The following is a 17,075-nucleotide window of genomic DNA, read 5'->3' on the forward strand; positions in this document are numbered from 1 at the left end:
AAGCCTTAACATTTTCTCTTGCTATCCCCTGTCCAGTCAGAACCCGCTGAAAATCAGCGCTAACGCCGGAATTACCTGCTTAAGCCGCCGCTTATTTGCGCATTAATTACGCCCGATTGGTGATAAAGTAGCCGTTCAGTGAATGTTTTAATTTACATCAAAAAAACCTATAGAAATTTATATAAAACCACTCGCCACGGGGTCTGTAATCAGTTAACCTCAAGCTCGATTACCCTGGTGCAGCATAAAATGTGGTGGCAAACTGAGCGAAAAATGTGTGCATTAACACATTTTAGTAATTAAGGATTTGTCTTAGACCGCTGTACTTATTAATCTCAACCCGTTTTGTCATCTGGCTGGCGACATTCTGTCGTAAGGACATCGAAGGAACACACGTATAATGGTCAAGTCTCAACCAATTCTGAGATACCTCAGGCGGATCATTCCCGCGGTAGCATTAGCAACACTTTTATCAGCATGTAGCAGCAGCCATAATGGCCAGAATGCGAAAAACGAGAATCATGAAGTTAACAACCACAATGGTTTTTTACTTCAGGCGTCTCAGGACGAATTTGAACAAATGGTGCAGAATGTGGACATCAAGTCCCGCATCATGGAACAGTACAGCGACTGGAAAGGTGTTCGCTATCGCTTAGGCGGTGACACCAAACGTGGCATCGACTGTTCTGCTTTTGTTCAGCGCACCTTTCGCGACCAGTTTGGTCTGGAACTGCCCCGCTCAACCTATGAGCAGCAGGATACGGGCAAAGGCATTTCACGCGGTAAACTGCGTCCGGGTGATTTAGTGCTGTTCCGCGCCGGCTCAACCGGGCGACACGTCGGCATTTATCTGGGTAATGATAACTTTGTCCACGCTTCTACCAGCAGCGGCGTCATGATTTCAAATCTTAATGACAGCTACTGGAAGACGCGCTACCGCGAAGCACGACGGGTTCTGGCTAAAAATCAAAGCTAACCCCTCTCTCCGATGATTCTCTCAGCCAGAGAAAACAGAAACGCTGCCCCGGCAGCGTTTTTTTATTGCGGATATCTACTCCGCTGAAATCCAGTTGGTAATCAGAAATATAACAAGACTTTCCTGGCATCCTCGTTATATTCTCACAGCCTCTCCGGTGCAGCCTCAGACGGTTTACTCACATGGCAATATCAGGAACATTGACACCATGCCACTGTCGCGGACGCTGAAACCGCACGCTACGCACATGCGCAGTCTGTTCCGGAAGAGTGCGCTGGCAGGCATGGTTTCGTTTACTCTTTTTATCACCATACTGCTTACGCTGACCTGGCATAAACGCCAGCAGCAGCATGAACTGCTGCTGCAGCACAGCGCGGACGACCTGCAGCAGATGCTCGCAACGCTGACCGACACGCTGCGTCCGCTGCAGCAGTATACGATGCTGGATTGCAACAGCGTCAGCCGTGAACTCACCTCGCGTGCCGCCTTTGCAGATAATATCCGCGCGATTCTGCTGGTGCGGGACGGCCTCGCCTGGTGCTCATCGGCCACCGGCGCCTTCAGGCTGCCTGTTAGTGAGATTTCACCCGCCACCGAGCTGGAGAGCGATCGCGATATACGGCTGCTGCCGGGCACCCCGCTGCTGCCGTCGCGTCCGGCGCTGGCGCTGTGGCTCAAGTATCCCGGCGGCGCAGAGAGCGGCATCCTGACAACGGTAAATCTCTCTCTTGCGCCCTACCAGCTGCTCGCCTCTTATCACCCTGAAATCACCGGCATGGCGCTGGTTATTGGCAACAATGCGCTGAAGAGCGACGTCAGCCACGCTATTCCGCGCCGCGACCTGCCAGCCGGACTGACCGCCCTTACGCTGCCGCAAAGTGATATCCGCTTTGTTCTCTATGGCAGCACGCTGGCAACGCGCGACTATCAAATGACGCTGCTGACCGGCGTCCTGTTTGCGCTGATGATCGGCTGTCTGACCGGCGTGCTGCTTAACCGCCACCAGCGCCCGGCGCGCGAGATCATGCTGGCAATCCGGCGCGGGCAGTTCTACGTTGAATATCAGCCGTTAATCATGGCGCATAACGGTCAACCCTACGGCGTGGAAGCGCTGCTGCGCTGGGCGCATCCCATAGAGGGCACGATCCCGCCCGATGTGTTCATCAGCTATGCCGAAGCGCAGAACCTGATTATTCCGCTCACCCGGCATCTGTTTTGCCTGGTCGCGCGCGATGCGCATAGCCTGAGCCAGCAGCTGCCGCGCGGTACGCGTCTGAGCCTGAACCTCTCCCCGCTGCACCTTGCCGCCGACAGCTTTCGTCACGACGTTCAGACGTGGATTGCCGCAATGCCTGCGGACCACTTCAGCTATGTGTTTGAGATCACCGAGCGCACCATGGTGAAAGAAGCCAACGCCGGAGAGGTGTTTGCCTGGCTGCACGCTAACCAGTTCAGCATTGCCATCGATGATTTCGGCACCGGACACAGCGCGCTGATCTATCTGGAAAAGTATCCGTTTGATTATCTGAAGATAGATCGGGGATTTGTTCAGAGTATCGGCACCGAGACGCTGACCTCGCCGGTGCTGGACGCCGTGCTGCTGCTGGCTAAGAAGCTCAATCTCAAAACGGTGGCGGAGGGCGTGGAGACGCGCGAACAGGCCAGCTGGCTGGTCAGCCGCGGCGTGACGCATTTGCAGGGCTACCTGTTCAGCCGGCCGCTGCGGCCGGAAAAGTTGATCAGCTACTATCAAAACTTTCCGCGTTTCGGGTAAGGTGGCTTAACACGCTTACCGGCCGATCTGAAGCACAGACTATTCGGGAGAGTATTTCACTTATGCTGCGTCTGATAACTCTGCTGCTCTGCTGCGTGCTGACGCCGCTGCGCGCTGAGCCGGTACGTGAAGGCTATGCGTTTGCAAAGCTGGGGGTGCCGCGCTACGCGGTCAACTTTACCCACTACGCTTATGCCGATCCCGCTGCCCCGAAAGGCGGCAGCATGACGCTGGCGGTGGTCGGTACGTTTGATAACTTCAACCGCTTTGCTTCACGCGGAAATCCGGCCGCCGGCACAGAGACACTCTACGATTCGCTGTTTACCACCTCAGATGATGAGCCCGCCAGCTACTATCCGCTGATTGCTGAAGTGGCACGCTATCCTCAGGATTACCGCTGGATGGAGGTTACCCTCAATCCACACGCCCGCTTTCAGGATGGCACGCCCATCACCGCCCGCGATGTGGCCTTTACTTTTCAGAAGCTGATGCGCGAAGGCGTTCCGCAGTTTCGCGTCGCGTTCCGCGGCACGGAAGTCACTGCACTCAATCGCCTTACGGTGCGCATCACGCCACCGCGACCGGATAAAGATCGCATCCTGAGCTGGCTGACGCTGCCCGTGCTGCCGCAAGCGTTCTGGCAGAGCCGCAAATTTAATGAGCCGCTTGGCTACCCGCCGCTCTCCAGCGGACCCTACCGGATCTCTGCCTATAAGGCGGGCCAGTTTGTGCAGTACAGTCGGGTAAAGGATTACTGGGCCGCCGATCTGCCGGTCAATCGCGGACGCTTTAATCTGGATACGCTGCGCTATGACTACTATCTCGATGACAACGTCGCTTTTGAAGCTTTCAGGGCGGGCGCTTACGATTTGCGCGAAGAGCTGTCGGGAAAAAAGTGGGCGACGCAGTATAAGGGCGGGCCATTTGCAGAACAGACAATCGTAAAACTGACCACGCCTCAGGACGCCGCTACGGATACCCGCTGGCTCGCCTTTAATAATCAAAAAACGCTGTTTGCCGATCGCCGGGTACGCGCGGCGTTAACGCTGGCCTTTGATTTTGAGTGGATGAATAAGGCGTTGTTTTACCACGCGTGGCGCCGCCCCGGCAGCTATTTTCAGAACACAGAATATGCGGCTGCCGGCTATCCCGACGCGGCACAGCTGCAGCTGCTGGCGCCGTGGAAAGCGCAGCTGCCGCCTGCCCTCTTCAGTGAAATCTATACGCCACCGCGCTCGGATGGCAGCGGCTATAACCGGGCTAATTTGCTGCGGGCGATGCAGCTGCTGGAAGAGGCGGGCTGGGAGATCCGCAACCGGAAGCTGGTCAATCGCCAGAGCGGTGAACCGTTCCGGTTTGAGATCCTGCTGCGCAGCGGCGCGCAGAATGAGTGGGCGCTGCCCTGGCAGCACAGTCTGGCCCGGCTGGGCATCACGGCCACCCTGCGCCAGGTCGACAACTCACAGTTTCTGCGCCGGCTGCGCGAAGGCGACTACGATATGATTCAGACGCTCTATTCGGCTGCGCCGTGGCCTGCTGCCAGCCTGCGCGTGAACTGGCAGTCAGAGTATATCGACTCATCGTGGAACAGCGCGCGCGTTAAAGATCCCGTGGTCGATCACTTTATCAAAGAGATTGTGGCGCACCAGGGCGATGAGCAGGCGCTGCTGCCGCTGGGTCAGGCGCTGGATCGCATTCTGCTCTGGCAGGCGTATATGATACCGATGTGGTTTAGCGCTGAGCAGCGCCTGGCTTACTGGAATAAATATGCTTATCCCGCCGTCCGGCCCGCTTTCGCAACCGGGCTGGAAAACTGGTGGTACGATGTCAATAAAGCCGGGCGGCTGCCGGCCGATCGACGTTAAGGAGGCTGGCTTGGGTGCTTATCTGCTGCGCAGAGTATTGCTGGTGATCCCGACCCTCTGGGCGATTATCACGCTGAATTTTTTTATTGTGCAGTTAGCACCTGGCGGCCCGGTCGATCAGGCGCTGGCCACTATTCAGTTTGGCTATACCACCGGGCTGCCGGGCAGCAGCGACAGCAGCGCGCGCGGTGCGTCGCTGCGCGACAATCCGGGTGACAATCAGTATCGCGGTGCACGCGGCCTCGATCCGGAAGTGATTGCTGAGATCACCCGGCGATACGGTTTTGATAAGCCGCTGCTGCAGCTGATCAAAGAGAGCCTGCCGGTTTCTGTCAGCCTGGGACTCTGGAGCACGCTGATTATCTATCTGGTCTCCATTCCGCTCGGGATCCGGAAAGCGGTGCATCACGGCAGCCGTTTCGACGGCCTGAGCAGCCTGCTGATTATTATTGGCTACGCTATTCCGGCCTTTATTTTTGCCATCATGCTGATCGTGCTGTTTGCCGGCGGCAGCTATTTCAACTGGTTTCCGCTGCGCGGTCTTACCTCTCCGCAGTTTGCCTCGCTGCCGTGGTATGGCAAAGCCCTCGACTACTTCTGGCACATTGCGCTGCCGGTGCTGGCCACGGTCATCGGCGGATTTGCCACGCTTACCATGCTGACAAAAAATGCGTTTCTGGATGAAATCCGCAAGCAGTATGTCATGACCGCGCGCGCCAAAGGCCTGGATGAAAAACGTATCCTTTATGGTCACGTGTTTCGTAACGCCATGCTGCTGGTGATCGCCGGCTTTCCGGCCACGTTCATCAGCCTGTTTTTTACCAGTTCGGTGCTAATCGAAGTGATGTTTTCTCTGAATGGCCTCGGGCTGCTGGGCTATGATGCCACTATCCAGCGTGACTATCCGGTGATGTTTGGCACGCTCTACATCTTTACGCTGATTGGCCTGCTGATGAATATTGTGAGCGATTTAACCTACACGCTGGTCGATCCGCGCATCGATTTTGAGGCGCGCTGATGGCTCTCTCTGCGGTGCATCGCCAGCGCTGGCAGCGTTTCTGTCACAACCGCCGGGGTTACTGGTCGCTGTGGCTTTTTCTGCTGATTTTCCTGTTGTCACTGGCCGCTGAGCTGCTGGCGAATGAAAAACCGCTGCTGGTGCGCTACCAGCAGCGCTGGTATGTGCCGCTGCTGGTTGATTACAGTGAACAGGATTACGGCGGCGTATTTGCTACCGCCGCCGACTATCAGGATCCGTGGCTGCAGCAGCGGATTGCGCAGCAGGGCTGGGCACTCTGGGCCCCGATTCGCTTTAGCGACAGCACAATCAACTTTGCGACCCGTTCGCCCTTCCCTTCGCCTCCGTCGGCGCAAAACTGGCTGGGCACCGATGCCAGCGGGGGCGATGTGCTGGCGCGCCTGCTCTATGGCACCCGCGTCTCTCTGCTATTTGGCCTGCTGCTGACGCTCTTCTCCAGCGTTATCGGTATTATTACCGGGGCGCTGCAGGGCTATTTTGGCGGCCGCATCGACTTAGCCGGCCAGCGGCTGATTGAAGTCTGGTCTGGCATGCCAACGCTGTTTATGCTGATCCTGCTTTCCAGCGTGATCCAGCCTGGCTTCTGGTGGCTGCTGCTGCTGACGGTGCTGTTTGGCTGGATGAGTCTGGCCGGCGTGGTGCGGGCCGAGTTTCTGCGCACGCGTAATTTTGATTATGTGCGTGCCGCCCGTGCGCTTGGCGTCAGCGACAGCCGTATTATGCTGCGCCACATTCTGCCCAATGCGCTGGTAGCGACCCTGACCTATCTGCCCTTTATTTTGTGCGGCGCCATTACCACCCTGACCTCGCTCGATTTTCTCGGTTTCGGTTTGCCGGTGGGTGCGCCTTCACTGGGCGAGCTGCTGCTGCAGGGCAAAAATAATCTGCAGGCAACGTGGCTCGGGCTGTCCGGTTTTATTGCGCTGGCGCTGCTGCTGTCGCTGCTGATTTTTATCGGCGAGGCGGTACGCGATGCATTTGATCCGGCGCGGGGAGGCTGAGTGGATCTGTTAACCATTAATCATCTTGCGGTGGCTTTTCAGCAACAGCGGGTCGTACATGATGTTTCACTGCGCCTTGCGGCGGGCGAGACGCTGGCGCTGGTCGGAGAGTCGGGCTGCGGGAAAAGCGTGACCGCTCAGTCGGTGATGCGCCTGCTGCCGCAGCCCGCGGTAAGTTATCCGCAGGGCGAAATTCTGTTTCAGGGTCAGGATCTGCTGCAGGCCAGCGAACGCACGCTGCGCGGCCTGCGTGGCAACCGTATGGCGATGATTTTTCAGGAGCCGATGGTGTCGCTCAATCCGCTGCATACGATTGAAAAACAGCTGAACGAAGTGCTGGCGCTGCACCGGGGCATGCGGCGTGAAGCGGCACGCGGCGAGATCGTTGCCTGCCTCGATCGCGTCGGTATCCGGCAGCCGGTGAGCCGCCTGCGCGATTTTCCTCATCAGCTCTCCGGAGGCGAGCGCCAGCGCGTCATGATCGCCATGGCGCTGCTGACGCAGCCGCAGCTGCTGATTGCCGATGAGCCCACCACGGCACTGGATGTGACCGTGCAGCAGCAGATTTTACAGCTGCTGCGCGAACTGCAGCGCGAGCTGAATATGGGCATGCTGTTTATTACCCATAACCTCGCTATCGTGCGTCAGCTGGCACACAGCGTTACCGTGATGCGTGCCGGACGCGTGATGGAGCAGAATCGCTGCGCCGCGCTGTTCCGGCAGCCCCGGCACCCCTATACGCGCGAACTGCTTGCCGCTGAACCCACCGGTGAACCGGTACCGCTGAAAGCGACACCGCTGCTGCTTCAGGTCCGCAATCTGCAGGTAAGTTTTCCGCTGCGACGCGGCTGGTTCAGGCGCAAAACAGAGGAGAAGCAGATACTTAAGCAGCTGAGTTTTTCGCTGCATCAGGGCGAGAGCCTGGGTCTGGTAGGTGAATCAGGCTCCGGCAAAAGCAGCACGGGGCTGGCCCTGCTGCGTCTTATCGCCGCACGCGGTGAGATCTGGTTTGCCGGCCAGCCGCTGCATCAGCTGACGGCCAGAGAGCTGCTGCCGCTGCGCCAGCGCATTCAGGTCGTTTTTCAGGATCCCCACTCCTCGCTCAATCCGCGCATGACGGTGCAGCAGATTATTGCTGAAGGTCTGGCGGTACACCGGCCGGAGCTTAGCGCAGCGCAGCAGGATGCCCGCGTTATTGCCGTTATGCAGGAAACCGGGCTCGATCCCGACAGCCGCAGCCGCTATCCGGCAGCATTTTCCGGCGGGCAGCGGCAGCGTATTGCGATTGCACGTGCGCTGATCCTTGAGCCACAGCTGCTGATACTTGATGAGCCGACCTCCTCACTGGATCGTCCGGTTCAGCAGCAGATCCTGACGCTGCTGCGACGCCTGCAGGCGGATCGTCAGCTGACCTATATTTTTATCAGCCATGATATGCAGGTAGTGCGCGCGCTCTGTCATCAGCTGGTGGTTCTGCGGCAGGGAGAGGTGGTTGAACAGGGAAAAAGCGCGGTGCTGTTCACTGCGCCAGCGGCAGCTTATACACGCCAGCTGCTGGCCTCGGCGCAAATGAGCAAATGAGGGGCGGGGATCAGCGTCCGTTAAAATCTTCTGCAATGGCCACGCCCTGATTTTTCAGGCAGCAGCTTGCAGCACTTTCGTTAATTCGCTGGATCAACAGGCAGGGGTGCCCTTCACAACGGGCAATTTTGCACTCCACCTGAATCTGCGCCAGCGTTTCGCGCAGCTGCTGCAGAATATCCAGCGCCAGCGTGCCTTCATGGCTCAGTAATCTCAACGCAACCAGATCTTCATCGTTAATGCCGCTGGTGGTTTCCAGAAGTTCAATTTCGCCTAACTGATCTGCAGACCAGCGATAAAGCTGTGGCAGACGATGCACAACAGAGAGCTGCAGCATGGTGTTCCCCAAAGATGTTAATCCTGTTTCCGGCCTGAACCCTGTGCCCGCAGCCGGAAATCCCACCTCAAATCAAAAAACGGATGTCAGTGATGACCTTCTCGTTTTAAATACAAAATCATAGAAAAAATACATTATTTGCGAGCATTCTCGCAGTTAAGCTTATGTGTACCGCGATCGCCAGATGCAGACAACCAGTTTATACGCATTAGCGTTACTTTTTTGTCTAAAAATTTTCACATCACGGAAACATTAAGCATAACGAATAGCTGGCGTTTAGCGAGCATGGTTCTCTTTTTTTGCCTGAGAGGAGAAATATGCCGGGCGCGCATGAATACGCCAGGGCCGCATGAATGCGGCCCCTGCGGGATTAGGTGGTTTTACGTGGGCGGGCAGCGTAGCTGAACAGGATAATAGAAAGGGTGGCGCACAGCGCGATGGTTGCTACCATTGGCCATGCGCTGTTCATACTGACCAGCGACAGCAGCGCGCCCACCAGACCACCGACGCCAAAGCGCAGCGTGCCTGCCAGCGACGAGGCGGTCCCCGCCATGTGCGGAAACTCATCGAGTACAATTGCCATGGCGTTAGAGGAGACAATAGAAACGCAGCCGATAAACATCGCCACGCCCAGCACCAGCGGCAGAAAGCCGAGCTGCAGCGCGCTGACAATCAGCAGCCAGATGCCCATAGCAAACTGAATGGTCAGCCCCAGGCGAAACATCTTCAGCGGACCAAAACGGCGCACCGCGCGGCTGTTAATCAGCGTCATCACAAAAAGAAAGATGATATTCAGGCCGAAGTAGTAGCCAAAATCCTGCGGCGATACGTGGTTGACCTCGATATAAACAAAGGGACCAGCGTTGAGAAACGCAAATAAGCCGGCAAACGAGAAGCCGCTGGCCAGCATATAGCCGAACACCCGCTTATGCCGTACCAGCGCCACAAAATTGCCCAGCATCGTACGCAGATGAAAGCGCTGACGCTGCTCCGGCTTCAGGGTTTCACGCACCTGCGTCACCACCAGCACGGTCGTGATCAGTGCCGCAATCGCCAGCGCCCAGAAAATAGCGTGCCAGCTCCAGATAAGCAGCAGCCAGCCGCCCAGCACCGGGGCCACCAGCGGCGCGATTGTGGTGATCAGTAGCACAAAGGACATCATGCGCGAGAAGTCCTCTTTTGAATAACTGTCGCGCATCAGGGCGTTGATCACCACGCTGGCGGCAGCGGCAGAGAGACCGTGCAAAAAGCGCATCAGGATCAGCTGATCGATAGAGCCGGAGAGTGCGCAGGCGGCGGCGGCACAGGCGAAAATCAGCGTACCCAGCACGATGACCGGCTTGCGGCCATAGCTGTCCGCCAGCGGACCATACACCAGCTGCCCGATAGCGAAGCCCAGGATGTAGAGGTTCAGCGTCATCTGCACGCTGCCTGCGGAGACGGCAAATTCGCGGGCAATCTGCGGCATAGCGGGCAGATACATATCAATGGAGAGCGGCATCAGCATCGCCAGCAATCCCAGAATCACCACTAATCCTGCCGGGGAGTTTTTCTCCTTGCGCACCTTGTACTCCGTTATTTGTGCTGTTTCAGTTCGTCTGGCAGACCGATGCTGTCAACCTCTTCAGGGGTCAGTTCGCGATATTCCCCCTCTTCCAGCGCCTCATCCAGCACAATCGAGCCGATACTTTCACGATGGAGCGCAACCACATGGTTCCCCATCGCGGCAAACATGCGCTTAACCTGATGATAGCGCCCTTCGCCGATTGTCAGTCGCGCCGCTTTTTCATCGAGGATCTCCAGCCGGGCTGGCCTGGTCAGCGTCTTCTCATTGTGCAGCTGGATACCGGCAGCAAACGTCTCCACCAGTGCCGGATCGAGCGGCGCTTCCACCTCAACCAGATAGGTTTTTTCTAAATGGTGACGTGGTGAAGTGATGCGATGCGACCACTGGCCATCATCCGTCAGCAGCACCAGACCGGTAGTATCGATATCGAGTCGGCCGGCGGCGTGCAGCTTATAGGCTGACGGCTCCTCAATAAAATAGAGGATAGTGGGATGATCGGGATCGTCTGTGGAGCAGACATAGCCCTGCGGCTTGTTCAGCATAAAGTAGCGTGGCCCCTGCTGTACCACCAGCGGGTTGCCATCGTAGGCAATATCATCTTCCGGCATCACTTTGTACGCGGTATCGCGCACAATTTCGCCATTGATGGTGATCTTTCTGGCGCGAATTTCGCGGCCAGCGATAGCACGGCTAACTTCCAGTTGCTGAGATATGAATTTGTCGAGTCGCATGAATTCGCTTTTGCCTGTTACTGCGGGGGAAAAACTGAAACGGTGCCTGTGCGCAGAATACGTCGGCCAGGATAACCGTTAAAAAAGTGCGGGCAGTATAGCCTGAAGCTTTGCCTGCTAATAGTGCCGATCCTGCGTTTCATCCGCTTACATGGCATAATACGCCTCTGATCCAGAAAAAAGTTTATGCTGATGGCCTTTACACTTCGTCCCTATCAACAGGAAGCGGTTGATGCAACCGTTGCCCACTTCCGGCGCCATACCACGCCGGCGATGATTGTGCTGCCCACCGGTGCCGGTAAGAGCCTGGTCATTGCTGAACTGGCGCGGCTGGCGCGTGGCCGGGTGCTGGTGCTGGCACACGTCAAAGAGCTGGTCGAGCAGAACCACAGCAAGTATCAGGCTTACGGGCTGGAAGCGGATATTTTTGCGGCCGGGCTGCAGCGCAGGCAGAGCGAAGGCAAAGTGGTATTTGGCAGCGTACAGTCCGTGGCGCGCAACCTTGACCGCTTCGACAGCGCCTTTTCACTGGTAATTGTCGATGAGTGTCATCGCATCAGCGACAATGAGGAGAGCCAGTATCAGCAGCTCTTCAGCCACCTGCGCCAGCATAATCCACAGCTGCGCCTGCTGGGACTGACCGCCACGCCGTTCCGGCTGGGCAAAGGCTGGATCTATCAATTCCACTATCACGGCATGGTACGCGGCGATGAAAAAGCGCTGTTTCGCGACTGCATCTACGAGCTGCCGCTACGCTACATGATCAAACACGGTTTTCTGGTGCCGCCGGAACGTCTTGATATGCCGGTGGTGCAGTATGACTTCAGCCGGCTGGTGCCGCAGAACAGCGGCCTCTTCAGCGAAGCGGATCTTAACCGTGAGCTGAAACAGCAGCAGCGCGTCACGCCACAGATTATCCGCCAGATCGTTGAGTTTGCCGACGATCGGCGCGGCGTAATGATCTTCGCCGCCACGGTTGAACATGCGCGCGAAATTCTGTCGCTGCTGCCGGAGAACAGCGCGCTGGTCTCGGCAGAAACCGCGGTGAAAGAGCGTGACCGGCTAATTCAGCAGTTCAAAGCGCAGCAGCTGAAGTTTCTGGTTAACGTGGCGGTACTGACCACCGGCTTCGACGCACCGCACGTGGATTTAATCGCGATTCTGCGCCCGACTGAATCCGTCAGCCTCTATCAGCAGATAGTCGGACGCGGACTGCGCCTGGCCCCGGATAAACGCGATTGCCTGATCCTCGACTACGCCGGTAATCCGCACGATCTCTTTACGCCGGAAGTGGGTGCGCCAAAAGGCGCCAGTGACAACCAGCCGGTGCAGGTGTTCTGCCCTGCCTGCGGCTTTGCGAATACCTTCTGGGGAAAAGCCACCGAAGACGGGCATGTGATTGAGCACTTTGGTCGTCGCTGTCAGGGTATCCTGGAGGATGATGAGGGCGGTCGTGAGCAGTGCGATTTCCGCTTTCGCTTTAAAAGCTGCCCTGACTGCGGCGCTGAAAATGATATCGCCGCACGGCGCTGCCAGCAGTGCGACAAAATTCTGGTCGACCCCGATGATATGCTGAAAGCGGCGCTGAAGCTGAAAGATGCGCGGGTGCTGCGCTGCAGCGGCATGACGCTGGCGCATGGCCGTGATGACAAGGGCGAATGGCTGAAAGCGACCTATTACGATGAAGATGGCAGCGACGTCAGCGAACGCTTCCGGCTGCAGACGCCCGCGCAGCGAAAAGCATTTGAGCAGCTGTTTATGCGCCCGCACCAGCGCGCGCCTGGCGTAGAGCTGGGCTGGCAGCAGGCGGCCGACGTGGTCGCGCTGCAGCCGCTGCTGCGGCATCCTGACTTTGTGGTGGCGCGTGCCCGGGGACAGTTCTGGCAGGTGCGGGAGAAAGTGTTTGATTACCAGGGGCGCTTCCGCCGCGCCAATGAGCTGCGCTAGATGGCAGAATCATTTGCCCCCCTGCCCCGATCCGGCTATAATCCCGCCCGCTTTTGCATCCGCACAAGCGTTTGAATAACCGTCCTGTTGCTGGGTCGCCTGTAGCAGGAATTATTGAAGAGAAATAATGATGTTCACTATCAACGCAGAAGTACGTAAAGAGCAGGGTAAGGGTGCGAGCCGCCGCCTGCGCACAGCTAACAAGTTCCCGGCTATCATCTATGGCGGAAATGAAGCTGCAGTTTCTATCGAACTGGATCACGACGCCGTGATGAACATGCAGGTTAAGCCTGAGTTCTACACCGATGTGCTGACGCTGGTTGTTGACGGTAAAGAAACGAAAGTTAAAGTTCAGGCTGTTCAGCGTCACCCGTTCAAGCCAAAACTGCACCACATCGACTTCGTTCGCGCGTAATCGCAGACGAAATCGGAAAAAACGCCGCCTCTGCGGCGTTTTTTTATGCCTGTAATTTACTTCCCGCCGGTGCGGCGCTGTAGCTGATCGCGCAGGTTGGGCGGCGTGCCTTTGATGGTCAGGGTATCGGTTGCCGGATCCCAGAAGATACGCTCGCCAAGCAGCAGTGCGTCAAAATTAAGCGTTAATCCGCCACCGCTGCCGGAGAGTTTTGTCAGCTGGCGCAGCGTGCTGCGGTCGGCCGGAAAGTGCTCCTCCAGCTCATAGCCCTGCTCCTGCGTAAACGCCTGAAAGCTTTTCTCCCCCAGCGGTGGCAGCTCCTGTGAGAGATCGTCCAGCGCAATCTCCTCTCCCGCCTGCAGCTGTTCGTTACAGTAGCTGTAGACCTGCTGACGGTAGTTCTGCCGCTCGTTCTTATCCAGATTTGACTCAGCACAGTAATCATCGACCGCCTGCAGCAGGCCGCGGTTCTGCGCTTTGGTGTCGAGACCGACGCTGGCCCCGAGGAAATCCATGAAAAAGTCAGCTACTTTACGTCCGACGCGACCCCGCAGAAAAGTCAGATAGCGCGTTGACTCCGGGCTGGTTTCCCATTCGGTCAGATCGATACGCGCGACGATATCAGCGTGATTGATATCGAGATAGTGCGTACTGCTGATATCCAGCTGTTCGTTAACGCGCATGCTCGACTGGCTGTTCAGCACCGCAACCAGCAGATACTCTACCGCCAGATAGCGGTAGTGCATAAACAGCACCACGCCACCGTCAGCAAACGGATATTTGCTCAGCTCATCGCGCAGGCGTCCGGTGGCAGCCCGGCTGAACGCCAGGAAGTCATCCTGCCCGCGACGACAGTTGCGCAGCGCGTCGGCCAGCTCGCTATCTTCATTGAACAGGCCATAGGCTTTGCTTTTGGCGCTGTACACGCGATGCAGCTCTTCGGCCATACTGCTTACCGCCTGCGTTACCGGCAGCAGCGTATCCCGCAGTACCAGCTCCAGCTGATTCTCGTCGCGTTTGATTAACTGATGCAGGGCAATCTGGTCAATATCCAGACTCATGATAGACTCTCCTTTAAACTCAGGCGCGTATTCAATCACTGCCCGCCGTCGCTTTCAACTGCGTACGCAAACCGATCGCTTTGCTTGCGATAAAAGTGCGGAAAAAATCGCATAGTTACGGTACTATACCGCCTTTTCACACTTGATTAGTCGACGATATGCCACAATCATCCCGTTATAGCGACGAGCGCGTTGAGCAGCTTCTCGCACAGCTGGCGCAGATTCTTGAAAAAGATAAAGCGCCTCTCGATCTTTCCCTGATGGTTCTGGGAAACATGGTCACCAATTTGATTAACACAGACATCGCACCAGCCCAGCGCCGTAGCCTGGCCCGGTCATTCGCGGAAGCGTTGCAGTCTTCCGTGCGCGATGATAACGCTCATTAATTTGCAGATCTGACTCCTATATATGGTAACCAACCGGCAGCGCTACCGTGAAAAAGTCTCCCAGATGATTAGCTGGGGGCACTGGTTCGCGCTGTTTAATATTCTGTTTGCGCTGGCTCTCGGCAGCCGCTACCTGTTGGTCGCTGACTGGCCCTCCTCACTGGCGGGCCGGATTTACGCCTTTACCAGCTGGATTGGCCATTTCAGCTTTATCGTTTTTGCCGCCTATCTGCTGATTATTTTCCCGCTTACCTTTGTGGTGATGTCGCAGCGTCTGCTGCGGGTACTCTCCGCGATTGTTGCCACCGCCGGGCTGACGCTCATTATGGTGGATGGCGCCGTGTTTAACCGCTTCCACCTGCACCTTAATCCGGTGGTCTGGGAGCTGGTGGTTAACCCCGATCAAAGCGAGATGGCGCGTGACTGGCAGCTGATGTTTATCAGCGTGCCGGGCATTTTTCTGGTGGAGATGCTGTTTGCCACCTGGAGCTGGCAGAAGCTGCGCAGTCTTAACCGACGCTCATTTGGCAAGCCGCTCGCCGCGCTGTTTATCAGCGCCTTTTTTGCCAGTCATCTGCTCTATATCTGGGCCGATGCCAATTTCTATCGTCCTGTCACCATGCAGCGCGCCAATCTGCCGCTCTCCTATCCGATGACCGCGCGCCGCTTCCTGGAGCGTCACGGGCTGCTGGATGCGCAGGAGTATCAGCGCCGTCTGGTGCAGCAGGGCGATCCTGAAGCGCTGTCGGTCCAGTATCCGTTAAGCGATATCACCTTCCGTGACGGCGGAACAGGTCATAACCTGCTGGTGCTGACGGTCGATGGCGTAAATAACGCCACGCTCGACAGCGCACTGCCGTCGCTGAAGCAGTTTGCCGCTGAGAACGTGCGCTTTACCCGGCACTACAGCGCCGGGGTGCAGCCTGAAAAAGGGGTGTTTGGCCTGTTTTACGGCATCTCTTCCAGCTATATGGATGGCGTGCTGGCATCGCGCACGCCGTCGGCGCTGCTGAACGCGCTGAACGCGCAGGGCTACCAGTTTGGCCTGTTCTCCTCTGATGGGTTTAATCAGCCGCTCTACCGGCAGGCGCTGCTGGCGGACTATACGCTGCCGGAAGCGACCTCGCAGCCTAACAGCCAGACCGTCACGCAGTGGCAGAACTGGCTCAATGGTCAGAAAAACAGCCGCTCTCCGTGGTTCTCCTGGGTCGCGCTGAACGGGATAAGCGCCAGCGGCGACAGCACGAAGGCGCGTCAGCGCAGCTATCTGCGCCAGGCGGGCAGCGTGGATGAGCAGATCGCTGCGGTACTGACCACGCTGCAGCAGCGCGACCTGCTGAAAAATACGGTGGTGGTGATCACTGCTCAGCGTGCGGTGACCTTTAATAACAGCGATAACCCGGGCAACCGCGCGATGCTGCAGATCCCGCTGGTGGTGCACTGGCCTAATACGCCAGCGCAGACTATCGATCGCCTGACCGATCAACAGGATGTGATGACAACGCTCATGCAGCGTCTGCTGCACGTGCGCACCAGCCCGGTCAGCTATTCGCAGGGTGAAGATCTGTTCGCCGCCCAGCGCAGCCATAACTGGGTAGCCAGCAGTGAAGATGGCAAACTGGTGATCACCACGCCATCGGTGACGCTGGTGCTGAATAACAGCGGCAGTTATACCGCGTGGGACGCCAGCGGTCGTGAGCTGAAGGATCATAAGCCGCAGCTGGCGCTGCTGCTGCAGGTGCTGACGGAAGAGAAGCGCTTCACGGCAAACTGATTAAATATGAGGCAGTTAACGCTGACGCATCTTGCAATCGGCTGGGGAATCAGTAGTATGGTTTTCCACGTTCGGCACGTAGCGCAGCCTGGTAGCGCACTGTCATGGGGTGTCAGGGGTCGGAGGTTCAAATCCTCTCGTGCCGACCAAATTATCCCGAAAAAAGCAGCCTTTATGGCTGCTTTTTTTATGCCTGTCAGGGCTGGCATGCCTGTTTATCGCGCAGTACCGGCCGATACCGTTATTCCGGAAATTCTCAGGCTTTCAGCGCGTTGCTGCTGCACCCGATCGCGATCACACTTTGCCTCTTCCGGAACAGGCTTTCATCAAAGCGCAACAAAAGTGTCATGAAGATCCCCTACTCTGATGCTCTCATTTATTTGATGGGAAATCGATTATGGTCATCAAAGCAAAAAGCCTGCAGGATGCAGAGGAGCTTCTGCATTCAGGCATCAGCAAAGTAGAGCTGGCCTATGATATCGGCAGCGACGACTTCTTTCGTCTGGCGACTCACTGGTGCGATCGTGGCGCCCGCATCACCCGCGGCCATCAGCACTTTGTTGTTCAGCTGAAAAGCTTTGCCATCCCGCCCAATCACTGACGCTGCCGCATGCCGCCTGT

At 57.0% G+C, this 17,075-nt stretch carries 15 protein-coding genes and 1 tRNA gene; 12 read left to right on the forward strand and 4 right to left on the reverse strand.

Annotation, left to right across the window (positions count from 1 at the left end):
* Positions 1-400 precede the first annotated feature (400 nt).
* The 6 genes from mepS (at position 401) to yejF (ending at position 8,236) form a co-directional block, all read left to right on the forward strand.
* Positions 401-976: a bifunctional murein DD-endopeptidase/murein LD-carboxypeptidase gene (mepS, locus tag DBY66_RS07805; RefSeq protein WP_071668040.1), complete on the forward strand. Its 576-nt coding sequence runs from the start codon at positions 401-403 to the stop codon at positions 974-976.
* A gap of 208 nt (positions 977-1,184) precedes the next feature.
* Positions 1,185-2,750 (forward strand): cyclic di-GMP phosphodiesterase, encoded by a 1,566-nt coding sequence (locus DBY66_RS07810; protein WP_108569520.1) that lies wholly within the window; start codon positions 1,185-1,187, stop codon positions 2,748-2,750.
* A 62-nt stretch (positions 2,751-2,812) separates the two neighbouring features.
* The gene (locus tag DBY66_RS07815) at positions 2,813-4,615 is read left to right on the forward strand and encodes an extracellular solute-binding protein (RefSeq protein ID WP_108569519.1); all 1,803 of its coding nucleotides are present in this window, start codon (positions 2,813-2,815) and stop codon (positions 4,613-4,615) included.
* Between the two features lie 10 nt (positions 4,616-4,625).
* Positions 4,626-5,633, forward strand: a complete 1,008-nt coding sequence (gene yejB, locus DBY66_RS07820; RefSeq protein WP_108569518.1) for a microcin C ABC transporter permease YejB — start codon at positions 4,626-4,628, stop codon at positions 5,631-5,633.
* Positions 5,633-6,655: a microcin C ABC transporter permease gene (locus DBY66_RS07825; protein WP_108569517.1), complete on the forward strand. Its 1,023-nt coding sequence runs from the start codon at positions 5,633-5,635 to the stop codon at positions 6,653-6,655. The genes yejB and DBY66_RS07825 overlap by 1 nt, the downstream gene beginning before the upstream one ends.
* The gene (yejF, locus tag DBY66_RS07830) at positions 6,656-8,236 is read left to right on the forward strand and encodes a microcin C ABC transporter ATP-binding protein YejF (protein WP_104085216.1); all 1,581 of its coding nucleotides are present in this window, start codon (positions 6,656-6,658) and stop codon (positions 8,234-8,236) included.
* Positions 8,237-8,246: 10 nt separating this feature from the next.
* Here yejF and DBY66_RS07835 read toward each other — a convergent pair whose 3' ends face one another.
* The 3 genes from DBY66_RS07835 to rsuA form a co-directional block, all read right to left on the reverse strand.
* The gene (locus tag DBY66_RS07835; protein WP_071668046.1) at positions 8,247-8,573 is read right to left on the reverse strand and encodes a hypothetical protein; all 327 of its coding nucleotides are present in this window, start codon (positions 8,571-8,573) and stop codon (positions 8,247-8,249) included.
* Between the two features lie 370 nt (positions 8,574-8,943).
* Entirely contained in the window at positions 8,944-10,137 is a 1,194-nt protein-coding gene (locus DBY66_RS07840) for a Bcr/CflA family multidrug efflux MFS transporter (protein WP_039385496.1), read from the reverse strand.
* Positions 10,138-10,148: 11 nt separating this feature from the next.
* Positions 10,149-10,871 (reverse strand): 16S rRNA pseudouridine(516) synthase RsuA, encoded by a 723-nt coding sequence (rsuA, locus tag DBY66_RS07845; protein WP_039385498.1) that lies wholly within the window; start codon positions 10,869-10,871, stop codon positions 10,149-10,151.
* A 192-nt stretch (positions 10,872-11,063) separates the two neighbouring features.
* Between rsuA and DBY66_RS07850 the strand changes: the two genes are divergently transcribed.
* On the forward strand, positions 11,064-12,818 hold the full coding sequence (locus tag DBY66_RS07850) for a DEAD/DEAH box helicase (RefSeq protein ID WP_108569606.1): 1,755 nt from the start codon (positions 11,064-11,066) through the stop codon (positions 12,816-12,818).
* 130 nt (positions 12,819-12,948) lie between these two features.
* The gene (gene rplY / locus DBY66_RS07855) at positions 12,949-13,233 is read left to right on the forward strand and encodes a 50S ribosomal protein L25 (RefSeq protein ID WP_039386023.1); all 285 of its coding nucleotides are present in this window, start codon (positions 12,949-12,951) and stop codon (positions 13,231-13,233) included.
* A 56-nt stretch (positions 13,234-13,289) separates the two neighbouring features.
* Here the strand turns inward: rplY and yejK are convergent, their stop codons facing one another.
* Complete coding sequence (gene yejK, locus DBY66_RS07860; protein WP_108569516.1) at positions 13,290-14,294, reverse strand: nucleoid-associated protein YejK; 1,005 nt, start codon at positions 14,292-14,294, stop codon at positions 13,290-13,292.
* A gap of 158 nt (positions 14,295-14,452) precedes the next feature.
* Here yejK and DBY66_RS07865 point away from each other — a divergent pair, with 158 nt between their 5' ends.
* From DBY66_RS07865 to DBY66_RS07880, 4 genes are all read left to right on the forward strand, one after another.
* On the forward strand, positions 14,453-14,680 hold the full coding sequence (locus DBY66_RS07865; protein WP_039385503.1) for a YejL family protein: 228 nt from the start codon (positions 14,453-14,455) through the stop codon (positions 14,678-14,680).
* A gap of 22 nt (positions 14,681-14,702) precedes the next feature.
* On the forward strand, positions 14,703-16,454 hold the full coding sequence (gene yejM / locus DBY66_RS07870) for an LPS biosynthesis-modulating metalloenzyme YejM (RefSeq protein WP_071668047.1): 1,752 nt from the start codon (positions 14,703-14,705) through the stop codon (positions 16,452-16,454).
* Positions 16,455-16,526: 72 nt separating this feature from the next.
* Positions 16,527-16,603: transfer RNA gene (locus tag DBY66_RS07875), tRNA-Pro, on the forward strand.
* A 248-nt stretch (positions 16,604-16,851) separates the two neighbouring features.
* Positions 16,852-17,055 (forward strand): hypothetical protein, encoded by a 204-nt coding sequence (locus tag DBY66_RS07880; protein WP_039385513.1) that lies wholly within the window; start codon positions 16,852-16,854, stop codon positions 17,053-17,055.
* The last annotated feature ends 20 nt before the right edge of the window (positions 17,056-17,075 follow it).

It is taken from the genome of Pantoea sp. RIT413 (assembly GCF_003057675.2).
GTDB lineage: Bacteria > Pseudomonadota > Gammaproteobacteria > Enterobacterales > Enterobacteriaceae > Pantoea > Pantoea eucrina.